At 29.7% G+C, this 23,398-nt stretch carries 20 protein-coding genes and 21 tRNA genes; 38 read left to right on the top strand and 3 right to left on the bottom strand.

Annotation, left to right across the window (positions count from 1 at the left end):
- Positions 1–117: 117 nt before the first annotated feature.
- Together OXH55_RS03685 and OXH55_RS03680 are read right to left on the bottom strand one after the other, a co-directional pair.
- A complete protein-coding gene (locus tag OXH55_RS03685; RefSeq protein ID WP_268048095.1) occupies positions 118–1,062 on the bottom strand; it encodes a polysaccharide deacetylase family protein in 945 nt (314 codons plus the stop codon).
- A gap of 22 nt (positions 1,063–1,084) precedes the next feature.
- Positions 1,085–1,357 carry a hypothetical protein gene (locus OXH55_RS03680; RefSeq protein WP_268048094.1) on the bottom strand — a complete coding sequence of 91 codons (273 nt, stop codon included), beginning with the start codon at positions 1,355–1,357 and terminating at the stop codon, positions 1,085–1,087.
- A gap of 580 nt (positions 1,358–1,937) precedes the next feature.
- Between OXH55_RS03680 and OXH55_RS03675 the strand changes: the two genes are divergently transcribed.
- From OXH55_RS03675 to OXH55_RS03640, 8 genes are all read left to right on the top strand, one after another.
- Positions 1,938–2,237, top strand: coding sequence for a YerC/YecD family TrpR-related protein (locus OXH55_RS03675; RefSeq protein ID WP_268048093.1), 300 nt, complete (start codon positions 1,938–1,940; stop codon positions 2,235–2,237).
- A 43-nt stretch (positions 2,238–2,280) separates the two neighbouring features.
- Positions 2,281–4,563 (top strand): DNA helicase PcrA, encoded by a 2,283-nt coding sequence (gene pcrA, locus OXH55_RS03670; RefSeq protein ID WP_268048092.1) that lies wholly within the window; start codon positions 2,281–2,283, stop codon positions 4,561–4,563.
- Between the two features lie 21 nt (positions 4,564–4,584).
- The gene (gene ligA / locus OXH55_RS03665) at positions 4,585–6,579 is read left to right on the top strand and encodes an NAD-dependent DNA ligase LigA (RefSeq protein WP_268048091.1); all 1,995 of its coding nucleotides are present in this window, start codon (positions 4,585–4,587) and stop codon (positions 6,577–6,579) included.
- A 36-nt stretch (positions 6,580–6,615) separates the two neighbouring features.
- Complete coding sequence (locus OXH55_RS03660; protein ID WP_268048090.1) at positions 6,616–6,879, top strand: hypothetical protein; 264 nt, start codon at positions 6,616–6,618, stop codon at positions 6,877–6,879.
- A gap of 385 nt (positions 6,880–7,264) precedes the next feature.
- A complete protein-coding gene (locus OXH55_RS03655) occupies positions 7,265–8,110 on the top strand; it encodes a formate/nitrite transporter family protein (RefSeq protein WP_268048089.1) in 846 nt (281 codons plus the stop codon).
- On the top strand, positions 8,091–9,653 hold the full coding sequence (locus OXH55_RS03650) for a sigma 54-interacting transcriptional regulator (protein WP_268048088.1): 1,563 nt from the start codon (positions 8,091–8,093) through the stop codon (positions 9,651–9,653). Before OXH55_RS03655 ends, OXH55_RS03650 begins: the two co-directional genes overlap by 20 nt.
- A 238-nt stretch (positions 9,654–9,891) precedes the next feature.
- A complete protein-coding gene (locus OXH55_RS03645; protein WP_268048087.1) occupies positions 9,892–10,374 on the top strand; it encodes a hypothetical protein in 483 nt (160 codons plus the stop codon).
- A gap of 104 nt (positions 10,375–10,478) precedes the next feature.
- The gene (locus OXH55_RS03640) at positions 10,479–12,047 is read left to right on the top strand and encodes an ABC transporter substrate-binding protein (RefSeq protein ID WP_268048086.1); all 1,569 of its coding nucleotides are present in this window, start codon (positions 10,479–10,481) and stop codon (positions 12,045–12,047) included.
- A 275-nt stretch (positions 12,048–12,322) separates the two neighbouring features.
- Here the strand turns inward: OXH55_RS03640 and OXH55_RS03635 are convergent, their stop codons facing one another.
- Positions 12,323–13,738, bottom strand: coding sequence for a hypothetical protein (locus OXH55_RS03635; protein WP_268048085.1), 1,416 nt, complete (start codon positions 13,736–13,738; stop codon positions 12,323–12,325).
- An 89-nt stretch (positions 13,739–13,827) separates the two neighbouring features.
- Between OXH55_RS03635 and OXH55_RS03630 the strand changes: the two genes are divergently transcribed.
- The 30 genes from OXH55_RS03630 to OXH55_RS03485 all read left to right on the top strand — a co-directional run bounded on the left by OXH55_RS03630 (position 13,828) and on the right by OXH55_RS03485 (position 23,395).
- Positions 13,828–14,805, top strand: a complete 978-nt coding sequence (locus tag OXH55_RS03630) for an AIR synthase family protein (RefSeq protein ID WP_268048084.1) — start codon at positions 13,828–13,830, stop codon at positions 14,803–14,805.
- A 30-nt stretch (positions 14,806–14,835) separates the two neighbouring features.
- Positions 14,836–15,432, top strand: coding sequence for an XTP/dITP diphosphatase (locus OXH55_RS03625; protein ID WP_268049016.1), 597 nt, complete (start codon positions 14,836–14,838; stop codon positions 15,430–15,432).
- A 13-nt stretch (positions 15,433–15,445) separates the two neighbouring features.
- Positions 15,446–15,916, top strand: a complete 471-nt coding sequence (locus OXH55_RS03620; RefSeq protein ID WP_268048083.1) for a metallophosphoesterase — start codon at positions 15,446–15,448, stop codon at positions 15,914–15,916.
- A 124-nt stretch (positions 15,917–16,040) separates the two neighbouring features.
- Positions 16,041–16,116: transfer RNA gene (locus OXH55_RS03615), tRNA-Pro, on the top strand.
- A gap of 5 nt (positions 16,117–16,121) precedes the next feature.
- Positions 16,122–16,195, top strand: a tRNA-Gly gene (locus OXH55_RS03610).
- Positions 16,196–16,201: 6 nt separating this feature from the next.
- Positions 16,202–16,278, top strand: a tRNA-Arg gene (locus OXH55_RS03605).
- Between the two features lie 8 nt (positions 16,279–16,286).
- Positions 16,287–16,362, top strand: a tRNA-Lys gene (locus tag OXH55_RS03600).
- A gap of 4 nt (positions 16,363–16,366) precedes the next feature.
- A tRNA-His gene (locus OXH55_RS03595) sits at positions 16,367–16,442 on the top strand.
- An 8-nt stretch (positions 16,443–16,450) separates the two neighbouring features.
- Positions 16,451–16,525: transfer RNA gene (locus OXH55_RS03590), tRNA-Gln, on the top strand.
- A 3-nt stretch (positions 16,526–16,528) separates the two neighbouring features.
- Positions 16,529–16,604 (top strand) — tRNA-Lys (locus OXH55_RS03585).
- A gap of 18 nt (positions 16,605–16,622) precedes the next feature.
- Positions 16,623–16,706 (top strand) — tRNA-Leu (locus OXH55_RS03580).
- A gap of 6 nt (positions 16,707–16,712) precedes the next feature.
- Positions 16,713–16,787 (top strand) — tRNA-Gly (locus OXH55_RS03575).
- A 5-nt stretch (positions 16,788–16,792) separates the two neighbouring features.
- Positions 16,793–16,866 (top strand) — tRNA-Gly (locus OXH55_RS03570).
- Positions 16,867–16,871: 5 nt separating this feature from the next.
- Positions 16,872–16,948 (top strand) — tRNA-Arg (locus tag OXH55_RS03565).
- Between the two features lie 8 nt (positions 16,949–16,956).
- A tRNA-Lys gene (locus OXH55_RS03560) sits at positions 16,957–17,032 on the top strand.
- Between the two features lie 7 nt (positions 17,033–17,039).
- Positions 17,040–17,115: transfer RNA gene (locus OXH55_RS03555), tRNA-Pro, on the top strand.
- Between the two features lie 21 nt (positions 17,116–17,136).
- A tRNA-Gly gene (locus tag OXH55_RS03550) sits at positions 17,137–17,211 on the top strand.
- Between the two features lie 5 nt (positions 17,212–17,216).
- Positions 17,217–17,290: transfer RNA gene (locus OXH55_RS03545), tRNA-Gly, on the top strand.
- Between the two features lie 6 nt (positions 17,291–17,296).
- Positions 17,297–17,373, top strand: a tRNA-Arg gene (locus tag OXH55_RS03540).
- A gap of 4 nt (positions 17,374–17,377) precedes the next feature.
- Positions 17,378–17,453: transfer RNA gene (locus OXH55_RS03535), tRNA-His, on the top strand.
- A gap of 8 nt (positions 17,454–17,461) precedes the next feature.
- Positions 17,462–17,536: transfer RNA gene (locus tag OXH55_RS03530), tRNA-Gln, on the top strand.
- A gap of 3 nt (positions 17,537–17,539) precedes the next feature.
- A tRNA-Lys gene (locus tag OXH55_RS03525) sits at positions 17,540–17,615 on the top strand.
- Between the two features lie 21 nt (positions 17,616–17,636).
- Positions 17,637–17,710 (top strand) — tRNA-Gly (locus tag OXH55_RS03520).
- A 26-nt stretch (positions 17,711–17,736) separates the two neighbouring features.
- Positions 17,737–17,813 (top strand) — tRNA-Arg (locus OXH55_RS03515).
- The gene (locus OXH55_RS03510) at positions 17,802–17,969 is read left to right on the top strand and encodes a DUF4177 domain-containing protein (protein WP_268049015.1); all 168 of its coding nucleotides are present in this window, start codon (positions 17,802–17,804) and stop codon (positions 17,967–17,969) included. Before OXH55_RS03515 ends, OXH55_RS03510 begins: the two co-directional genes overlap by 12 nt.
- A gap of 339 nt (positions 17,970–18,308) precedes the next feature.
- Positions 18,309–19,418 (top strand): C45 family autoproteolytic acyltransferase/hydrolase, encoded by a 1,110-nt coding sequence (locus OXH55_RS03505; RefSeq protein WP_268048082.1) that lies wholly within the window; start codon positions 18,309–18,311, stop codon positions 19,416–19,418.
- Between the two features lie 17 nt (positions 19,419–19,435).
- Complete coding sequence (locus OXH55_RS03500) at positions 19,436–20,299, top strand: AraC family transcriptional regulator (RefSeq protein WP_268048081.1); 864 nt, start codon at positions 19,436–19,438, stop codon at positions 20,297–20,299.
- 615 nt (positions 20,300–20,914) lie between these two features.
- Positions 20,915–21,538, top strand: a complete 624-nt coding sequence (locus tag OXH55_RS03495; RefSeq protein WP_418921819.1) for a CatB-related O-acetyltransferase — start codon at positions 20,915–20,917, stop codon at positions 21,536–21,538.
- A gap of 695 nt (positions 21,539–22,233) precedes the next feature.
- The gene (locus OXH55_RS03490; protein ID WP_268048080.1) at positions 22,234–22,536 is read left to right on the top strand and encodes a hypothetical protein; all 303 of its coding nucleotides are present in this window, start codon (positions 22,234–22,236) and stop codon (positions 22,534–22,536) included.
- A 292-nt stretch (positions 22,537–22,828) separates the two neighbouring features.
- Entirely contained in the window at positions 22,829–23,395 is a 567-nt protein-coding gene (locus tag OXH55_RS03485) for a flavodoxin family protein (RefSeq protein ID WP_268048079.1), read from the top strand.
- Positions 23,396–23,398 lie beyond the last annotated feature (3 nt).

Below are 23,398 nucleotides of genomic sequence, written 5' to 3'. Positions count from 1 at the left end.
TATAAGAACATTATACTTTATTACACTAAAGTTGTAAAGCATTAAAATCAAAATAATTTAAATATAATTAAGTATAATTAAGTATATAATAAAACTGAGGATATTAATTCCTCAGTTTTATTTTGCTCTTAAAAACTGGTTGATATATTCAGCAGAAGAGAGTGGTCTAAATTCAAAACCTTGTTTAATTAATCCCTCTATTATTTCAGGTAATGCTTCTACTGTTGTTGTTTTGAGAGAATTATCATGCATGAGAACTATTGCAGCTGATTTATTTTTACTTCTATTTAAAACAGAAGTAATTATTTTATTTTTATTTTGTAGTTTAACAGATGCATCGGTGGAATCTACATTCCAATCAAAATAAGTGTAGTCGTTATCTATTAGATATTTACTTATATCTCTCATAATAGATTTCCCACCGTATTTACGACTAACAGTATTATTGCTACCCCCAGGAAGTCTTGCAATTTTAGGTTGTATTCCTATAGAATTATTTAAATGATTTTGTAATTTATTAAAATCTTTAATGAATCCTTCAATATTTTTGTAGATTTCACTGTAGTTATGACTATATGTATGATTGCCAAGACTATGACCTTTACTAACTATGGTTTTATAAGTGTTAATACTAAATTTAGATGAAGAGCCATTTACAAAAAAGGTTGCTTTAACATTATACCTATCAAGTATATCTAGTATTTTTAAAGTGTTATTTGAGGGACCATCGTCAAAAGTTAAGTACACAACTTTATTTTCGGGAATATTTGCTACATAGAATGAGGTGGTCTTGTTCAAAAATAGTATATTCTCTAATTTACTATTTTCTTTAATTAATTTTATTTTTTCAGATTCTGCTTTTTTTATTTTTTCAGCAAGTTCCTTTTTCTTAGAATTACTATTAGAAAGATTATTACTAAGCATGGTTAAGGCTGTTTTTTTTTCTTTCATTGATCTTTTCACTCTAATAACACTGATATATTCATTAGAAAGTTTAAAGATAAAAAAAGTTTGAATTATAATTAAAATAGCCAAACTTACAATGAAGCAGGATTTTTTCATAATAAATTCACCTTCTAAAATTTTATATATGTAATTGTTTTTTATACTCTTTATTTTTTTCTTTTAACTCTATATTCTTTTTTTCTAAAACATTAAGTTTTTTTTGTAGAGAATTAATTTCCTTTTGGAGTAGTGTAATTTGTTCAGATTTTTTAGAGTTTTCCTGTTGGATTTTTAAAGTATCTTGTTTAAAAATATATATACGCTTTTGATTATAAGTAGAGATATTGTGTGAAAGGAATAAAGTAAATATTAATATTATATCTAGTATTGCAAATTTATTTTTAATCTTCATCATAAATATCTCCTTTGAACTAAAGCATATCTTATAATTTTAGTTTGTCCTTTTAAAAGATATATATTATTGAAATAATAAATAAAAACTATGTAATTTATACCTTTTGTATAAGCTATGTTTTAAATAATTGTTGATTTCGTATAATTTCAAAAACAATTCTAAATTTAGTATAACTTAAGCAACTAAGCTTTCGTAAACTCGCTAAGGCTCAAATATACGAAAACTCTTAACGTTGCAAAAGTTATACTAAATAAGAATAGTAATTTTTCATTATAATGAACTCAACAATTTTAAACATAACCTTAGGATTACTAAAGGAAGTTTTAAAAGAATGTAAAAAACAACATTCTTTTAAAACAGAGCCTTTGTATAAATTATTAAGTAATAAAAAATAAGAATTTATAATTAGCAAAATCTTGTTGTTGAATTTTATACCCTTATAGTATTAAAATTAAAGGATGTGTAATTTATCATAAAAGAAAGAATCATGGAATGATAAAGTTTAAATGTGATAAAATAGAGTGAAGTATTTATTACATATAATATCGAGAATAAATTCATGATAGGGAGTGATTAAGTGGCAGATTATAAATCTAAATTAGAAAGTCCAGAAATGGATTATTTATGTAAATCAATTTTATGTTTGGAGACAAAAGAAGAATGTTATAAATTTTTTGAAGATATATTTACAATTAATGAATTAAAAGCAGTAGATCAAAGACTTCAAGTTGCTAAAATGCTAAAACAAAAAAAGACTTATACTGAAATTGCAGCAGCTACTGGTGCAAGTACAGCTACTATAAGTAGAGTGAATAGATGCTTAAATTATGGTAGTGATGGGTACAACCTAGTATTAGAAAGAATAAAGTGGGAATAATACGTATAAATGGATTAAGGCTTAAAAATTAAGGAGTGGTTTAATGGATTTAAAAACACTATTAAATAAAGAACAGCATGAGGCAGCTACTACTGTAAATGGACCTTTACTTGTGTTAGCTGGTGCAGGTTCTGGTAAGACAAGGGTTTTAACTTATAGAATTGCTCATATGATTGAAGATCTAGGTATACCACACTATAATATATTGGCTATAACCTTCACTAATAAAGCAGCAGGAGAAATGAAAGAAAGAATTAAAAGCTTAATTGATGTGGATATAGATAGTATGTGGGTATCTACTTTCCATTCATGCTGCGTTAGAATATTGAGAAGGGAAATAGATAAGTTAGGATATAATAAAAATTTTGCAATATATGATAGTTCAGATCAAAAAACTTTAGTTAAAGAGTGTATGAAAGAACTAAATATAAATGATAAAGATATAGATGAAAAGGAAATAATTTCGAAAATAGGTAAGCAAAAAGATGGATTAATGTCACCAGAACAGTATAAGAAAGAAAATGAAAGTGATTTTAGAAAGAATAAGATAGCAGATGTTTATCTTCTATATCAAAAAAGATTAAAAAATAGTAATGCCTTAGATTTTGATGATTTAATTTTTAAAACTGTAGAATTGTTCAAGAAGCATCCAGAAGTTTTAGAATTCTATCAGAACAAATTTAAATACATAATGGTAGATGAGTATCAAGATACAAATAAAGCCCAATATGAATTAGTTAAACTTTTAGCAGAAGCTAATAAAAATATATTTGTAGTTGGTGATGATGACCAATGTATTTATCAGTGGAGAGGTGCTGATATAAAAAATATTTTAGATTTTGAAAAGGATTATCCAAACGCAAAAGTAATAAAATTAGAGCAGAACTATAGGTCAAAAGCTAATATTTTAAATGCAGCAAATACTGTAATAAAGAATAATGCTCAAAGAAAAAGCAAGGTTTTAAGAACTGAAAATCCAGCTGGTGAAAAAATAAAAATTTATAGAGCTTATTCAGACACAGATGAAGGAAATTTTACTGCTAATGAAATAAAAAGACTTATTGAAAAAGAGAACAAAACCTTCAATGATTTTGCAGTATTGTATAGAACAAATGCACAATCTAGAATTTTTGAAGATATTTTTATGAAAAGAAGTATTCCTTATAGAATAATAGGTGGACAGAAGTTCTATGATAGAAAAGAAATTAAAGATATAATAGCATATTTAAAATTCATAAATAACTTGCAAGATGATATTAGTTTAAAGAGAATAATAAATGTTCCTAAAAGAGCAATTGGGGCTGCTACTGTAGGTAAAATACAAGATTTTGCAAACTATATGGATGAATGCATGTATAGTGTTTTGTTAGATATAGATAATATTCCAGGACTTACAACTAGAAATATTTCATCAATAAATAAATTTACTAGTCTTATAAATTCTTTTAATAGAACAAAAGATAAGGTTAGTGTATCAAAGCTTATAGAAGAAATACTTGAAAGTACTGGATACTTAAAAGTACTTCAAGCTTCTAACGATATAGAAGATATGAGCAGAATAGAAAATATAAAGGAATTAGTGTCAGCAGCTGTAGAGTTTGAAAATATATCTGAAGATAAATCACTTTCAGCTTTCCTAGAAAAGATTGCATTAGTATCTGATATAGATAATTACGACGGAGATACAGATACAGTAGTTTTAATGACTATTCATAGTGCTAAGGGATTAGAATTTCCTGTAGTATTTATGGCTGGCATGGAAAATGGTATTTTCCCAGGAACACGTTGTATGGATAACTTTGCTGAAATGGAAGAAGCAAGAAGGCTTTGTTATGTTGGTATAACAAGAGCAAAAGAAAAACTTTATATGACTTCTGCAAGTACAAGAAGAGTTTTTGGTAGAAGCGTTAGTTATTCAGAATCAGATTTTATAAATGAAATATCATTAAATCTTCGTGAAAATGTATCAGAAAAAAGAACTAATACTGCTAGAAGTACTTCAGCAGCTACTTTAGAAGCATACAAGAGAAATAATCTAAATTCACATTCAATATCTACTTTCGGAAATAGAAAAGCAGAAAAAGCTATAAATTCTATATTAAATAATGAAAATTTAAGTTCAAATAATGATTTTGGAAATGGAAGTAAGAAAAGCATTGATTCCAATGAAATAAGTGCTGGAAGAAAAGTAAGACATAAAACATTTGGAGTTGGAACAATAGTTAGTGCTTCAAAGACTTCAAATGATATTAAAGTAACTATAGCTTTTGACAATATGGGAATTAAACAACTTATGCTTAATATGGCCCCTATTGAACTGTTGTAAAAAGGACGGTGACATTAGTTAATGGAAGATAAAATACAAAAGATTGAAGAATTAGTTAAAGAATTAAATAAATATGCATATGAGTATTATACTTTAGACAATCCTACTGTTTCGGATAAAGAATATGATGCTAAGTATGATGAATTAGTAAAGCTTGAAGCGGAAACGGATATAGTACTTCCATATTCACCAACTCAAAGAGTTGGTGATATTGTACTTCCTCAATTTCAAAAGTATACACATAAAGGTAAACTTTGGAGCTTAGGTAAGGCTCAAAGTATTCAAGAAATTAAAGATTGGCATAATAGAAATTTAAAGGCTATTAAGGAATATAATGATAATCATGAAGAGCAATTGCCATCAATAAAATATGTTTTAACTAAAAAATTTGATGGACTTACAATAAATTGTACATATAATGAGGACGGTATATTAATAAAGGCAGCCAGTAGAGGAACGGGTGAGGTAGGAGAAGATATTACTGCTCAGGCTAAAACAATAAAAACATTGCCACTTATTATGGATAATAATGCCTTGATGGAAGTTCATGGAGAAGCTATTATGACAAAAGAAGCTTTTAATGAATATAATAAAGTAGCGGAAAATCCTCTTAAAAACTTAAGAAATGGTGCTGCTGGTGCTCTGAGAAATTTAAATGTAAAAGAAACAGCAAGAAGAAATTTATCTGCATTTTTCTATGATGTTGGGTATAATGAAGGCAAGCCTTTTGAGACGTATACTGAAATGTTAGATTTTATAAAAGAAAAAGGTCTTCCAATGGATGAATATGTAAAAGTTTGTTCTACCATTGAAGAAATTGAAGAAGAAATAAAATATTTAGAAAGTATACGAAATAGCTTAAACTATGAAATAGATGGAGTAGTAATAGCTATTGAACATATAAAAACCCGTGAAATAATAGGATATACAGTTAAATTTCCTAAATGGGCTCTTGCTTACAAATTTGAAGCAGAAGAAGCAACTACTAAATTATTAGATGTAGAATGGAATGTAGGTAGAAGTGGACGAGTTAGCCCTACAGCTATACTAGAGCCAGTAGAAATTGGGGGAGTTACTGTAAAGAGAGCTACCTTAAATAATATGGATGATATAAATAGAAAGGGAGTAAAAATAGGAAGTAAAGTTTTTCTTCGTCGTTCAAATGATGTAATTCCTGAAATAATGGGAATTATAGAAGAAAACGAAGAGGAAACAAAAGAAATACAAACTCCTGAAATTTGTCCATATTGTGGCAGTGAAATAGTACAGCAAGGAGTTCATTATTTTTGTGAAAATACACTTTCTTGCAAGCCTCAGCTTGTAAAATCTATTGTGCATTTTGGAAGTAGAGAGGCAATGAATATTGCTGGATTTAGTGAAAAAACAGCAGAACAATTATTTGAAGAGCTTGATATAAAGTCTCTTTCAGATTTGTATAGAATAAAAAAAGAAGAGTTATTGAAGTTAGAGAGATTTGGAGACAAAAAAGCACAAAATTTAATAGATGCTATTGAAAATAGTAAAAATTGTGATTTATCATCTTTTATATATTCACTAGGAATACCAAATGTAGGTAAAAAAACTAGTATAGATTTAGCGAAAAGATTTAAAAGTCTTTCTAATGTACAAAAAGCTAATTTTGAACAACTTATATCTGTAGAAGATATTGGTGATATTGTAGCTCAAAGTATAACAGAATTTTTTAAAGATGAAAAAATTACAAAAAGTATAGAAGAACTTTTAGAATTAGGTGTTAAGCCTCATTTTGAAGAAACAGTTGTAGAGGAAAATATATTTAATGCAAAGACTATAGTAGTAACTGGTTCACTACAAACTTTTTCTAGAAGTGAAATAAAAGAAAAACTTCAAGGTCTTGGAGCTAAGGTTTCAAGTAGTGTAAGTAAAAAAACGGATTATGTTTTAGTAGGAAAAGATCCAGGTTCAAAATATAACAAAGCTGTAGAATTAGGTATTAAAATTATAAGTGAAGATGAATTTAAAGAAATGGTTAAATAAAATATAAAAACAGATAAGAAAACTGGGGGATATAAGATGAAGAAGTTTATAAGTATATCTGCATGGCTTTTTGTATTGATTACTAGCTTATGTTTAATACTTACTATGCTTTCAACTTACAAAATTTTTAATTTAGGTTATTTTAATAACTATTATATATTTCAAAGTAGTATAGTAATAACAATGTTTCTATGGAGCATTAAGCAATTACATTTAAGTAATAAAGAATGGATAAACTCATTTTTATGTATGCTTATGGGATTTGGAACTATGTTTTTTATGTTTATGAAAGTATATTAAAATAAAAATAAACGTGGATTAAATTCGCGTTTCAGATTGTTTAAAAAACCCGTATTAAAATACGGGTTTTTTATATTTGCTTAGAATAGTTTTAAATTATTCTAAGTAAACAAGATATAGGATAAAATATAATTAAGTTATTAAATTACATAGTAAGTCATTATATAAATTCAAAATGGAATAAAATTAAACCATTGTATTGAAATTAAACCATTAATATTTTGATAGGATAGTTATTTATAAGATATGGTTTAAAATTAAACCACATATTCTTAGTATGTTCTTTAAAAATGCTGATAAAATCAAGGGTTTACTTTGGTATGAAATTTGCTTTAAGTATTAACAGGGATAGCGCATTAAAAAATTTAAAAGGAAGTTGATAAAAATGAAAACACCACAGGAAATAACGAAAAGCTTATATGATAAATCTATTAGCTTTTTAGAAAAAACAAATAAAGAGATTTTTATAGGAGGAATTTTAGCAGGTATTTTCGTTAGTCTTGCAGCTATTACTTCTGTAACAGTATGTAGTGATATGAATTCTTACTTTGGGCAGGGGTTTACTAAATTGATATTTGGTATAGTTTTTAGTTTAGGTTTAATTATTATTGTTTTATCGGGAAGTGAACTTTTTACTGGAAGTAATCTTTATATAGTACCAATTTATGAAGAAAAAAGATATATTAAAAAATTACTTACAAATTGGATTTTAGTATACATATCTAATTTTATTGGTTGTTTAATATTAATTTTCTTTATTATACATACTGGAGTATTTAATGAAAAATCAATTAGTGTATATATGATTAATATTACTAAAGCAAAGTTGAATTTGACAATGAGTCAGGCTTTTACAAGAGGAATCTTATGTAATTTTTTAGTTTGTTTAGCTGTAAGGGTAGGAGAAGCATCAGATGAAGTTTCAGGAAAAATTATGGGATTTATTTATGTAATAGGTGCTTTTGTTATAAATGGGTTTGAACATAGTATTGCAAATATGTTTTTTATACCTGTAGGTATATTGCTAGGTGCTAATGAAGGAATATATTTTTCGTGGAAAGATTTTTTCGTTGGAAATTTATTACCAGTTACATTGGGTAATATAATTGGAGGAGCATTTTGTGTAGGGACAATATATTATTTAATACATTATAGGTATTTAGAGAAGAAGAGAAAAGGTAATAAATCTAAAGATAATAGGAGCGATAAATATGGAAATTTCACGGCTTGAAATAAAAACAATTGATAGACCTAATATGACATATGATATCTCTGCCGTTTTTGTAAAATATAAAATTAATATAATTTGGATGGAAGTTTATACGTTTGTTATTTATATAAAATTTGCTAAATTGGAACCTAGTCTGCAGGAAAAAATTAAAAAAGAAATTTTAAACATAGATGGTGTTCAAGAAATTAAAGAAATTAATTTGATTTCTGTTGAGGAAAAAGAAATAGAAATTAAAACTATAATGGATACAGTATGCCAAGGTATTGTTGTACTAAATAAAGATGAGAATATTAAATATATAAATAAATATGCTTTGAAAAACATTTTTTCTATTAAGGATATAGAAGTTATAAATAAAAAAATATCTGTATTACTATCTAATTACCATAATAAAGTGAAAAAAGCTTTAGAAAATGTAAAAAAATATAATAAAATAGTAGATCTAGAAATTGAAATAAATAATAAGAATTATTTATTAAGTACTAATTCAATAATTAGCGAAGAAAATATATTATGTGGTTTTATAATTACTCTTCAAGATACAAAAAGAATGAATAAAATATTTAATCTTAAAAGATATGACAATCAAATAACATTTAATGACATTGTTGGTAAAAGTTTTAAGATAATTGAAGCAATAAATCATGCAAAGATTTTTTCGCAATCAGATTCATCAGTTTTGATTATGGGGGAGAGTGGAACAGGAAAAGAAATATTTGCTAGATCCATACATAATTTAAGCAGAAGATCATCTATGCCTTTTGTAGCAATTAATTGTGGGGCAATTCCAGATCAGCTGCTGGAAAGTGAACTTTTTGGATATGAAGGAGGAAGTTTTACTGGTGCTAAAAATAATGGAAAGATGGGTATTTTTGAAGTAGCCAATGGAGGAACAGTTTTTTTAGATGAAATTGGTGAAATGCCTCCTCATTTACAAGTTAAATTATTAAGGGTTTTACAGGAAAAAAAGATAAGGAAGTTGGGCAGTAACAAGGAAATAGATATTGATGTAAGAATTATTTCTGCAACTAATAAAGATTTAAATGTAATGGTAGAATCAAATCAGTTTAGACTTGATTTGTTTTACAGAATTAATATCTTTACTCTGATAATTCCACCGCTAAGAGAAAGAAAAGAAGATATAAAAGTTTTAGCAGAGTATTATGTAAAACAATTTTCTAAAGAATACAATAAAAAAATAAATGAAATAACACCTAATACATTAAAAAAATTATTAAATTATGAGTGGTATGGAAATGTAAGAGAACTACAAAATGTAATAGAAAGAGCTGTAGCATTGAGCTATACAGAAAGAATTACAGAACAAGACATAAAAATAAATAATGTTTTTAATAAAGATTATACAAATAATTCAACTTCACTTAAAGAAACTTTAGGAAAAATAGAAAAGGAAATAATAATAGATGCTTTAAAAAATCATGAAAGTATAAGGAAAGCTGCAAAGGTATTAGGGGTTACCCACACATTGTTAATTAACAGAATAAAAAAATATCATATTGATTATTCTGAATTGAAACATTAGAAGAAATATTTGATGAAGCGCTTAAAAAGATTTAAAAATAATTTTGTAATTGCAAAGTAAACGGCGAGTGAATCGGCGTTTACTTTGTTTTACAAGAAAATTTTTAAAAAAAATTAAAAGAGAGAAATAGTACGTTATATGGCGTTTTTTAGCTGGTGAAGAGTTTTATAAAATAAATTTCAGTTAACAATCATATAAATATAAGGAGAATATTAATTTAGAGGGGGGAAAATGATATATGTTAAATGGTATATTCGATTTTATATATTTTAAAATTAAAAGAAAAGAAATAAAAAAAGCTAAATATAGATTAAGAAGATTAAAAATAAATACTGTATTAGAGTTGATGATTAAAAACTGTAAAGAAAAAAATGTAAATTACAACATATTGGAGCATACGAAAAGTGAAATATTAATAGAACTTATAGGTAAAAAATATAATATATTATTAAAATATGATAGAAGAGATATGGTTTTTAATGAAGAATTTGATAGTTTTGTAGACAAGATGAAAAAAACTAAAATTAATAAGGGAATATATATAACGACAGGATTATTTGAAGGTGGTATACATAAGAGAGGAAATAGAATTTTTTTCCCTAAAAATATCATCTTAGAAGATTATAGCTATTTTATGAAAAGGCAATTGGGTTTAAGAGGAAAAACAATTGATGTTTTTAAAAATAAAAAACTGAATTTTTATAAATATTTGCCTAGATAAAACAAAATTTCAACTTTTAAATGTTAGTTTATGAAAGTTTGTTTATTTTTTTGCGCCTTGGCAATAATCCAGATATAACATAATTTAGAAATGGATGATTGTATATGAAAAAGTTTATAGTTGTATTTTTGATTTTATGTATGACACTTGGAAGTGGCTGTATACAAAAAAAAGTAGTAAACACAGAAGTAAGAGATTATATAGTATACAATATAGGAAAGCTTCCAGAAGACTTAATAATGTTAGATAGGCATAATATAAGACAGGAAGACTTACTTTTATGTTTATTTGAAGGATTAGTATCTATGGACAAGAAAGGAAAGATAGTGCCAGCATTAGCTTTTAAGTGGGAAATAAGTGAGGATAAGCTATCTTACATATTTACTATAAGAAATGATGCTAAATGGAGTGATGGAAGTGATATAGTAGCTGAAGATTTTGTGAATTTATTTTCAAATTTATTAAAAAATGAAAATAATATATATAAACAACAATTATATTGTATTTTTGGAGCTAGAGACTATGCTGAAAATAAAGTAGATTTTAGTAAAGTTGCTGTAATGGCAAAAGATAATAAAACATTAGAAATAAGATTAAATTATGCATGCAGCTATTTTTTAAATATTTTAAGCCAACCAATCTATGTATTAAGAAAAGATTTTAAATATTTAAAAGAATGGAAGAATAATTTTTCTTTAATATTATATTCAGGACCTTTTAAGTTGGATAGCATTTTAGAGAAAGAAGAACTTTCTTTAGTTAAAAATCAAATGTACTGGGATGAGAAAAGTGTTGCTAGCAATAAGATACACATGAAAAATGAAGAAGCTATTGCTTTTGCATTAGCTGATTATAAATGGGATGAAATTGATATAATAACTAATCCACCAATGAATCAAATAAATGAATTTATTAAAGCAAAAGAATTATTCAGATCTCCTTCAATAAACGGGATGAGTTTAAACTTTAATTTTAATAAGGAAGGAATAATTAAAGATATTAACTTTAGAAAGTGTATTAGCTATTGCATAAATAGAAAAAATATTATAAACAACATAGTGTTAGGGGAAGGGGCGAATAGTTTTATTCCAAGCAGTATTAAATCTAGTGGTGAAAACAAAATCTTATTTGCTAATTATAGTAATTTAGATAAAGCAAAGGAATTCTTAGATAAAAGTGAATATAAGGGAGAAAAAATAAAGCTAGTTTATCTTAATAGTAATGAAAATAATAAAGAGATAGTAGATGAAATTATAAAAAACTTAAAAAAAATTAAGATTAAAATTTCAGTAGAAGGTTACAATGAAGAAATGTTAAAAGAAATAATCCATAATGAAGAGTATGACATACTATTAACACATTACATAGGAGAATATAACTCACCTATAGCTTTTTTAGAAAAATGGGATAGCAATTCAAAGTTTAATATATATGGATATAACAATTTGGAGTATGATGTTCTAATTTTGAAAGCTAAATTAACTGGAGATAGTAGTGAAGCGATAAAGTATTTAAGTTTCGCAGAAGAATTGCTTTATAATGACATACCTTGTATACCACTATACTTTTCAAAAAATATAGTAGGTGCAAAAAGATATATAAATGGATTAGAAGTAAATAAAAGAGGAAATGTGATTTTAAAAAAAGTATATATACACAAACAGAATGAATAAAGCTCCCTAATAGTTTTAGGGGGCTTTATTTCTTAGAAGGTTTGGAAATATAATAAGCACAATTGAGGTTATTGATATTTACATTTGAAAGTGAGCTAATATTATTTAGTGTACATTTACCATTTTGAGAATAAATGCAATTTTCAGAGCAATTTATAGTTGTTGGATACATGTTATTGAATTTAAGCACCCTCCTTTTGATTTATTCTTTAGTTTGTTTTGATTCTATTATAGTTTAAACATGTTTGTCTATTACTATACTGATACATAGGAAGTTAATTTGAGGAATTAATGTCTTTAGAAGTAAAATCTTTAAAGGAATTGTTTAATAAATGGAGTGTTAAGAAGAATACTTCTAAGTTTTTTCTACTATCAAAGTTTGCTTTACTTTGCTTAAAGGTTTTTTTTGATTTATTATAGGTTACAGATTTAACAAAAACAGGTGCTAATTCATTAGCTTCAGGACTAGCTATAGTAGGCATTTTAAAATATTGTTCATCTAATAAATTTTCTGGTTTCTCTTGAAAGTCTTTATAATGTTCAATATCATCTAAGTTTGGTACATCTGGCCAGCTTAAAATTATTCCAGAATCCACTAATTGATTTGTAAATACGTTTATAATCATTCTATCGTTGTCTTCTTCAGTTATATAGTTTTGGTAGAGATTGGAAATGACATATACAAGGATTTCTTTTGCGGAAAAGTCAATTTCTTTATCTTCCGTAGATTTTACGAAAATTGATGAATCCTCATCATAATATTTTTTAATAAGTTTATAAAGCTTTTTACCTATGTTTTTAAATCTATCCATACTGGTATGTTTATAAAGAAGCATTGAATTTAGATGTAATAAACATAAATCTGTTAAATTGTAATTATTAGATATGTTGTTATTGTAATTTTCATAGATTAGGTCAAATATATCGAGAAGTAGTAGCTTAACATTATCCATTTTAGAGTAAGTATAAAAAACATTCAGATTTAAGCATACTTTACATTGCTCTTGAAAAGAAATATCATACATTTCTTCTTTAAATTCGATAAACATATTTAAGATGTCATAAGAAAAATTTCTATAGGAATCTTTATGTTTATCATCCAAGTAAGTAGAACATTTATAATAAGCGTTCATGAGTAAAGCTTGATCTGAAAATTTAAAGGGCTTATTTTTATTTTTTAGTTTGATTTTTCCGGTTATAGAATCTGTACAGTCTTTTTTATCCACAAAAACTCCTTCTTCATTTCTTAAGTATGAAGCATAAAAATCTAATTGCTTTTGGGCAAATTTAGTATATAAATTGCTAAAAACATACTTATCAGGAGCAATATCTTTAAATTGATTGTAATAGTCAATAAGCTCTAAAAGACACAAAGTCATATAAGCATTACTAGATATATATATATCTTTTTTTATTTTATCTTGTGACCAGTGTAAAGTATTATCTTTGACTTTTAGTTCTGCACTAGCTTTTTTGTATATACATAAAAGTGGAGAATTTAGGTCTAATGTGTTAATATCAGTACTAGATATGTTTTTAAAACTTAAATCTTTTGGATCTATTATGATCCCGCATTTAGAATGTAATACAATATTTTTTATTGATTCTTTCGATAAGTGAAACAATTGACATTTAATTTGTTCTATATTTAGTTTATTCATTCGTAAAAAAGGTCCTATATATTTTAACATATTACACCACCATAAATTAATCCTTATATAAATAATATGAAAAGGAACAATAAATTGTGATAGTTTTTAATACTAAAGGAGAGAGTTTTATGAAAATAGGGAAGCTTGAATGGGCGGATTTACACAAAATTATAACTGGAAATAAAAGTGTCAGGAGAGAAGATGTAAGAATAAGAAGCGCTATTGGAGAAGATTGTAGTGTAATGAACTTTGGAGATTACGAATGTGTAATGTCTACAGATCCTATAACAGGAGCGGAGAATAATATTGGAAAGTTAGCTGTACATATCAACTGTAATGATGTAGCTTCGTGTGGGGTTGAACCAGCTGGATTGCTTGTAACCATTTTAGTTCCACCACATGCAGAGCTTAAAGATATAGAAAATATAATGAAGGAAATAGATGATGAAACTAAGAAATTAAATGTAGAAATATTAGGAGGACATACAGAGATAACAGATGCGGTTAATAGAATAGTTATCTCTTGCACTGTCATAGGAAAAACAAAAAAAGATATGGCTGTAGCAACTAGTGGTGCAACAATTGGAGATGATATAATAGTTACAAAAAAACTATGTTTAGAAGGAACATCTATAGTAGTTAATGATTATTATGAAAAAGTAAAACAAATTTTAAGTGAACAAGAGATAGAAGAGGCTAGAAGGTATATAGAAAAATTAAGTGTTATAAAAGAAGGTAAAATAAGCGGTGAATTTGGAGTAAATTCAATGCATGATATAACAGAAGGTGGAGTATTAGGAGCGCTATGGGAAGTTGCAGAAGGTAGTAGTGTTGGATTTAAGATTTATAAAGAAAAATTGCCGGTAAGTTATATAACAAAAAAAATATGTGAACTATTTTCTATAGATCCACTAAGATTTATATCGTCTGGAAGTATGCTAATCACTTGTAGTAATGGAAAAAAATTAGTAGAAAAATTAAAAGAAAATGGTATTGAGGCGTCAATAGTAGGTAATATTACTAATAAAGACAGAGTTATAGTAGAAGAAAATGAGGAAAGCATTGTATCGCCACCAGAGAGAGATGAGCTTTTTAAGATTGGTTAATTATAAATGGAAAGAGGTTTGAATAAGAAAATGAAAAGACTTATAGTTGCTAGTAACAATGAACATAAAATAAGTGAAATAAAGGAAATATTAAAAGATTTTCCTCTTGAAATTATTTCATTAAAAGAGGCTGGAATAGATATTGATGTTGTGGAGAATGGAAGTACTTTTATGGAAAATGCCCATATTAAAGCTAGAGAAATACATAAACTAGTTGGAGATTGCATGATAATGGCAGATGATTCAGGGCTTATGGTAGATATACTTAATGGTGAACCAGGGGTATATTCTGCAAGATATAGTGGAGAACATGGAAATAGTAAAAAGAATAATGAGAAGTTATTGCAAAAATTAAAAGAAATAAAATTAGAAGATAGAAAGGCTAAATTTGTTTGTGCCATAGAATTAATCGTAAATAAAGATATAGTTATAAATGTACAAGGAGAAGTTAAAGGATATATAGTAGAAGAAGAACGAGGAAAAGATGGTTTTGGATATGATCCCCTATTCTATATTCCTGAGTTTGGAAAAACTTTTGCAGAAATGAGTTCTGATGAAAAAAATGCTATAAGTCATAGAGGAAGAGCATTAAAAGAGCTGCAAGAGAAGATGCAAGAATTACTATAAGGGGGATGGCGAGGTGCTTATAGGTATTGTTAGTGATACTCATAGAGAAAGTACTGTTTTTGAAAGAGTTGCAAAAACTTTAGAAGAGACAGATTTAATTATACATCTAGGTGATAATGTTCAAGATGTTGAAGGAATTAAGGAATATTATAAGAAAAGAATTATAAATGTTAGAGGTAATTGTGATTTTGGAGTAAAAGAACCTGCAGAGCTAGTAGAAGATGTAGATGGTATTAAAATATTAATTACGCATGGTCATAAATATGATGTTAAGTATAATATTTTAAAACTAAAATATAGGGCACAAGAAGTAGGTGCAGATATAGCTTTGTTTGGACATACACACATATCAGAAATAGAATATGAAGAGGGCATATGGTTTGTAAATCCTGGTAGTCCATTTTTGCCTAGAGATGGTCATTGTAGTGTAGCGACAATAGAAATAAATGATGGTAAAATAAAGCCAAGCATAAGATTATTATAAAAAAAAGTAAAAAAAAATCAAAAAAAGTATTGACGAGCAATAAAAAATGGTGTAGAATAATCCATGTCGCTGAGGGACACAAGAGAAAAACAACAAATTCTCAAGTTCATCAGGATATGGATAACGGGGTGTGGCGCAGATGGTAGCGCGCATGGTTTGGGACCATGAGGCCGCGGGTTCGAGACCTGCCACCCCGACCAAAAATGCGGGTATGGTTCAATGGTAGAACGTCAGCCTTCCAAGCTGAACACAGGGGTTCGATTCCCCTTACCCGCTCCAAAATATGCGTCTTTAGCTCAGCTGGATAGAGCAACGCCCTTCTAAGGCGTGGGCCAGGAGTTCGAATCTCTTAAGACGCACCATAAAATGTGTGTGATTAGCTCAGTTGGTAGAGCATCTGACTCTTAATCAGAGGGCCCAGGGTTCGAGCCCCTGATCGCATACCATATGGTGAATGTAGTTCAGTTGGTAGAGCGCCAGATTGTGGTTCTGGTTGTCGAGGGTTCGAGTCCCTTCATTCACCCCACTAAAAATTGGGATATCGCCAAGCGGTAAGGCATAGCACTTTGACTGCTACATGCGTAGGTTCGAATCCTGCTATCCCAGCCATTTGATTCACTAGCTCAGTCGGTAGAGCACTTGACTTTTAATCAAGTTGTCCGGGGTTCGATTCCCCGGTGGATCACCATTTAAAATGTTAAATTATGCAGATGTGGCGGAATTGGCAGACGCACTAGACTTAGGATCTAGCGCCTTTGGCGTGGGGGTTCGACTCCCTTCATCTGCACCAATTTATGCGGGAGTGGCTCAGTGGTAGAGCGTCACCTTGCCAAGGTGAACGTCGCGAGTTCGAATCTCGTCTTCCGCTCCAAAAATGCGGGTATGGTTCAATGGTAGAACGTCAGCCTTCCAAGCTGAACACAGGGGTTCGATTCCCCTTACCCGCTCCAAATATGCGTCTTTAGCTCAGCTGGATAGAGCAACGCCCTTCTAAGGCGTGGGCCAGGAGTTCGAATCTCTTAAGACGCACCATAAAATGTGTGTGATTAGCTCAGTTGGTAGAGCATCTGACTCTTAATCAGAGGGTCCAGGGTTCGAGCCCCTGATCGCATACCATATTAAACGGGGTGTGGCGCAGATGGTAGCGCGCATGGTTTGGGACCATGAGGCCGCGGGTTCGAGACCTGCCACCCCGACCATTATAACAAATAAATTAAAATGCGGGAGTGGCTCAGTGGTAGAGCGTCACCTTGCCAAGGTGAACGTCGCGAGTTCGAATCTCGTCTTCCGCTCCAAAAATGCGGGTATGGTTCAATGGTAGAACGTCAGCCTTCCAAGCTGAACACAGGGGTTCGATTCCCCTTACCCGCTCCAAAATATGCGTCTTTAGCTCAGCTGGATAGAGCAACGCCCTTCTAAGGCGTGGGCCAGGAGTTCGAATCTCTTAAGACGCACCATATGGTGAATGTAGTTCAGTTGGTAGAGCGCCAGATTGTGGTTCTGGTTGTCGAGGGTTCGAGTCCCTTCATTCACCCCACTAAAAATTGGGATATCGCCAAGCGGTAAGGCATAGCACTTTGACTGCTACATGCGTAGGTTCGAATCCTGCTATCCCAGCCATTTGATTCACTAGCTCAGTCGGTAGAGCACTTGACTTTTAATCAAGTTGTCCGGGGTTCGATTCCCCGGTGGATCACCATTTTAAAATATATAGTAACAAGCGGGTATGGTTCAATGGTAGAACGTCAGCCTTCCAAGCTGAACACAGGGGTTCGATTCCCCTTACCCGCTCCATTTTTTATTTTTTGTATATAATTTTAGCGCTCATAGCTCAGTTGGATAGAGTAGCAGACTTCGAATCTGAAGGTCGTGGGTTCGACTCCCGCTGGGCGCACCATTTACAAGACTTTCGACGTTATGGAAGGTCTTTTTTTTATGCAAAGAAACAAAAGATTATCACAAAATAATTGAAGAATATGCAGCAGAAGGTTGGAGATTAATTCAAAATTTTGCACCACCAATCAGCGGATATGGGTCAGCACCATATTATTAACTTATATTTGAGAAACGAAAATAATATAAATCAGCTTATTATTTTGCTTTAAATTCAACATTAGTTATCTTATGTGGAGTTAGCTTAAAATAATAAAAATGAAAAAATAGAAAGAGAAGCAAGAAAAACAGTACAGTAAAATTACTGAACGATAATAAAAAGTAAAATGATATTAGAGCCACTTTGTAGAAAAATTAGCTGGAGAAGAAAGAGAAAAAAGAGAAATACATGTGGATTATATATTGTGTTATTATAGAAACATAGCAGAAAATATCATGTAGTTTTCCTGTTTACCAAATAAAATAGAAATAGACTAAATCAAGAAAAGAGGTAAACTATATGGAAAAAGCAAGAGTGAATATTTTCGAATTGTGTGGAACGAACTATGAGATAGGCTATCATCTCGGAAAGATGGCAATGAACTCCCCACAATTTATCGAAATGCAAAAGTGTTCGCCCGGCACTTTTACAGAAAAGCGGGCAAAAAAAATGACTGAGATGTTTGACCAGTATTGTCCTGGACTGAACGAAGAGCTGCAAGGCTTTGCAGAAGCTATCGGGACAACACGGTTACAGATGGTCTATTATGCTATGACTTATTTAACTCCCGGCTGTTCTTTACTTGCGGTACTCCCAAAGCTGACGGTAAATGGTCATGTGATGGTAGCTCGTAATTATGAGTTTTCTCATAAAATGGAGGACTTTTCTTTTTGCAAAACGAAGGTTAAAGGGAAATATGCCCACATAGGCGGAAGTGTCATGCAGTTTGGACGAGGCGAGGGAATAAACGAATGCGGGTTAATGGTTGGTCAAACTTCCTGTGGTATGCCTGTGGGCAATATGGAAATGATGCGCAAACCAGCTATCATAGGTTTGCAGTTTTGGGCGGTGATACGTTCTCTGTTGGAAAATTGCAAAGATGTCAACGAAGCGTTAGAATCTTTGATGGATATGCCGATTGCATATAATATTAATCTGATTCTTGCTGATAAGTCTGGCAGAGCTGCCTTATTTGAAACATTTGATGGTAAAAAAGCAGTGCAGGAAATCGATGGAACTACTACAAAGCAATATCTGCACTCTACAAACCATGCCCATCTGCCGGAGATAGTGGAAATTGAGCCATTGGCTATGGAACATTCAGTCTGCCGCTATGAGTTTATAAAGAACTACATGGATCAGGCAAACCAATTAACAGATAAAGACCTGAAAGAGCTTCTTCTTTCGACGTACCCTACGGGGCTGTGTTGCCATTGGTATGAAGAGTTTTTTGGAACAATCAAAAGCATGGTTTTTGATGTTACACTTGGAAAAGTTGACATTTGTTGGGGTGGTATTGCCGCAAACGGTTGGAAAACGTATTCTTTTGATATGGATATGAAAGTGGGAAATTTCGTGGTTGATATTGAGGTTGAACACCCTACTTTCGACTTTACCAGGTTAGTCTAAACAAAAAGGAGGATAGTATGGGATATCTAAATACATTTGAACGGGCGATTATTTATATTGAAAATCATCTTGGTGAAGATATTAACGTGAGTGATGTAGCAAAGGAAGCTGGATATTCCTACTATCATCTTACTCGTATTTTCCAATCTCTGCTGGGGGAGAGTATCGGAAATTATATTCAAAAACGGCGTCTTTCTAATGGGGCAAAGCAACTGCTATACAGTGATAAGAAAATTATCGACATCGCATTAGAGAACGGGTTTGACTCGCCGGAAGCGTTCAGTAGAGCATTTAAAGCTGTATATCAGGTAAACCCAAAAAAATATCGCAATAACCGCTTGGAGGTTTTTATCGGCAACAAGAAAGAAATCAGCATGGACTTGCTGAAACACATTACCACAAATATTACTGTTCGGCCTGAAATCAAATATATTGATAATATTTATGTAGCAGGTATTCATGGAGTATCTTCAATAAATGATATTTATTCTCTATGGCAGAGATTTGGAGATGTAGCAAATACAATACCTAACAAGCACTATTCGGAACGAACATTTGGGATATGTGAGCAGTTGCAGGAAACACATACATTAAATTACGACATGGATTTTTCAGAAGTGATTGGTAAGGAAGTTAACTGCTATGACAATCTCCCTGATGGTATTGTAGCTAAAACAATCCCTGCTGGAAAATATGCGGTATTTACGCATAGAGGGCCCCTTAGTGAAATTCTTAAAACATATGAATATATATGGGGAACTTGGGCTTTGATTACAAAAGAAGTCCTTGATGAAAGAGTGAATTTTGAACTATATGATAAACGATTTTTGGGACGGGATAATGAACAATCCGAGATGGATATTTATATTCCGATTAAATAGCGGACAAAACATTTAATAAAAAGTCTGTAAAATGGTAATAAAAAACTGGATTTGAGTCACTAATTTGTACAATGTATTAGTTTTGATTCATAAGGTGAGCTACTAATTATCCATATGATGTAAAATATCCATAGTAAAGTAGTTAAATACTGAGTAAAATTTATTAAAGTTTAGAATATGGTATGGTGAACGGTGCATAAATAACGGCGATTTCTTATTAAGTTATAAAAAGAAATTATTTGTATTGATAATTCAATATTACCTTTCTTTTAGAATGATGGAAGAAGTTAAGAAAGAATTTATTGATAGTGTCAAGCTACTGATAAAAATGTAATTATTCAAGATGTTCCATAGGCATTAATTTTAAAATTTGAAACAGGGTATTCTATTATTATATTTATGTGGGGATGATAGGAACACTAGTAAGTTAATTAAGTTACATTGTAAAACATAACGTTGTATTATACAATGAAAATGCAATAAAGTACAGTATAAAAACATATTTATTAGGGGTGAAGAAATGCCTACAACAAAAAGGACACAGAAATGAGCCTGCTATGCTTATTAGAAATAGAGAGAACTATATTATGTAAAAGAGTATAGGAGGCATTTTATATGAACAATAATGTTTTTGAAACGTGGATGCACAGTTATATTGTAAAGGATTATATTACAAATAAAAATATTGAAGTTGGTGATTTTACTTATTATTCTGGTTATTATCATGCCAAACATTTTGAGGATTATTGTGTAAGATATTTATCACCAGATAGAGACGATGTTGATAAACTTAAAATAGGAAAATTTTGCTCCATAGGTTCAGGAGCTATATTCATGATGGCAGGCAATCAAGGGCACAGATATGATTGGATAACAAGTTATCCTTTTTATTATTCAACTATTAATGAGAGTGCAGAAAATGGATATATACCAGCTGGAGATACTGTGGTAGGAAATGATGTATGGATAGGAACTGAAGCAGTTATAATGCCTGGAGTAAAAATAGGAGATGGTGCTGTGATAGGAACAAGAGCACTAGTTACTAAAGATGTAGAGCCATATACTATTGTTGGAGGAAATCCGGCTAAGCCTATAAAAAGAAGATTTATACAAGATGAAATTGAAATGTTATTAGAAATGCAATGGTGGAATTGGCCTATTGAAAAAATTAAAAATAATATGCTGCTTTTATGTAGTGATAATATAAAATTGTTGTACAAAGAACTTTTGAAGAAATAGATGCATTTAAAACCATTTAAAGAGAACAGATTTTCTTGCTTACAAAAAGAGCAGAAAAGGTTTAAAATTAAAGTACTACGTTCAAAAAAAATATGGTATAGATTGATACATAAGGGCTAGTGCCAATTTTAGGCACAGCTCTTTTTTATTATATTTGAATATAAAGGTTGTGAATTTTCCCATTAATCTTTCAATGTTTTTAGTATAATAATATTAAGACAGAAGATAAATAGTTTAATAAATATTAGGTGATAAATTTATGATTTTAAATAGATTACCTTCAAAGCTCCAGAAGTGGTTTTAATAAATAACCATCTCTCAAAATGGATATTTATAATATAAAAATGTTAAATAAGCACTACTAAAAGCTCACTCAATGAAAGATGATATGTAGTAGCTGAAACGCTTAATGAAACTAATAAAGTCACTATTACAAATAGTAATAGTGGTGATAGTAAAATATTAAGATATTTATGTGGCTTAAAATGGCGTTTTAGCCAGATTAGGATAAAAGGGTAGAAATAAAATATTAAGAATCTATGCAGCCATTACGCAATTTATGTATTCGCTATTTTTAATGTTAATTATAAAGTTGTTTATAAGGTTTAAATGTTCATTTTACTACGATTGCACAAGTTTGTCGATATTGAGGAAGTAGGAACAAAAATAAAAGTAGGTGAATTCACTTATGGTAATTGAAAAATATAAAAAACATAATTGGCAGAAGCTTTAGCAGGAGCTTAAAAGAGTTTGTTGCAGTTAAAGGCTTAAATTATAAATCTAGTCAATTCTTTGTGCATACTAAAGGTTGGTTAAAAATAAAAGAAATCATGAATATGAATCCTTCTCTAATAGATAAATATAAATCATGTTTTAATAGGATATTAGAAGAGATACCACATTACTTTTTTACTAGTTCTGATATATGGGATAATGTAGCATTAACTTATATCATGGATACCAGGAATGATCATTGTACTATTAAGCAAATAACATAGTGATATGGATTAGATTATGAATTAGTTAAAGCAAAATCCATAGAAGAGCACTGAAAAAATATAGAATGATGGAGAAGAAAAATGGGTATGGAACTTGTGAGCTTATAGATAATCATAGATATTGGAGCTAATTGCAGAAAGCTGAGTATTTACTTTAATAAAATATATATTTTGGAGTTGTTTAAAACAAGAATTTAGCTATTTAAATGAAAGTTTAGTATAATAAGGATTAATAAAATGATTCGTAATTTAAAGAGATTGTGTCAGAAAAGAAGTTATAGGAGGGATATTGATGGGAGTATTAATAGTATCTGGTTCTCCAAGGAAAAATGGTAATACTGAGTTACTGTTATCAGTATTTGATAAAGAATTACAAAGGGATAATATAAGTACAAAATTTATTAGCTTATCTGGCAAAAATATAAATCATTGTATAAACTGTGATAAATGTATAGGAATTAATAGATGTATTCAAAATGATGATTTTAATAGCATTTATGATGAAGTTTTAGAAAATAAGGGGTTTGTTATTGGAAGTCCTGTGTATGTAGGAGCACCTACTTCGTTACTAATGGCTTTTCTTCAGAGGTTAACTTATGTTTCTTTTAATAATAAGCGTCCATTATCTAGAAAAATAGGAGGTCCAATTGCTATCGCAGGAGAAACTGGCCAGTTAACAACTATAAATTGTTTAGTCGATTTCTATCTTGTAAATGAAATGATTATCCCTAGTTCTACATATTGGAATATTGGTATTGGAGTACATAAAGGAGATATTGAAAAGGATGAAAAGGCAAAATCGTATATTATAAGATTTGCACAAAATTTAGCTTGGATAATTAAAAGTTTGGAGGAGTAATTG

Source organism: Clostridium ganghwense, assembly GCF_026735165.1.
Lineage (GTDB): Bacteria > Bacillota > Clostridia > Clostridiales > Clostridiaceae > Clostridium_H > Clostridium_H ganghwense.
Note: the sequence above shows the minus strand (reverse complement) of the source record. Positions and strands in the feature narration are given on the sequence as shown.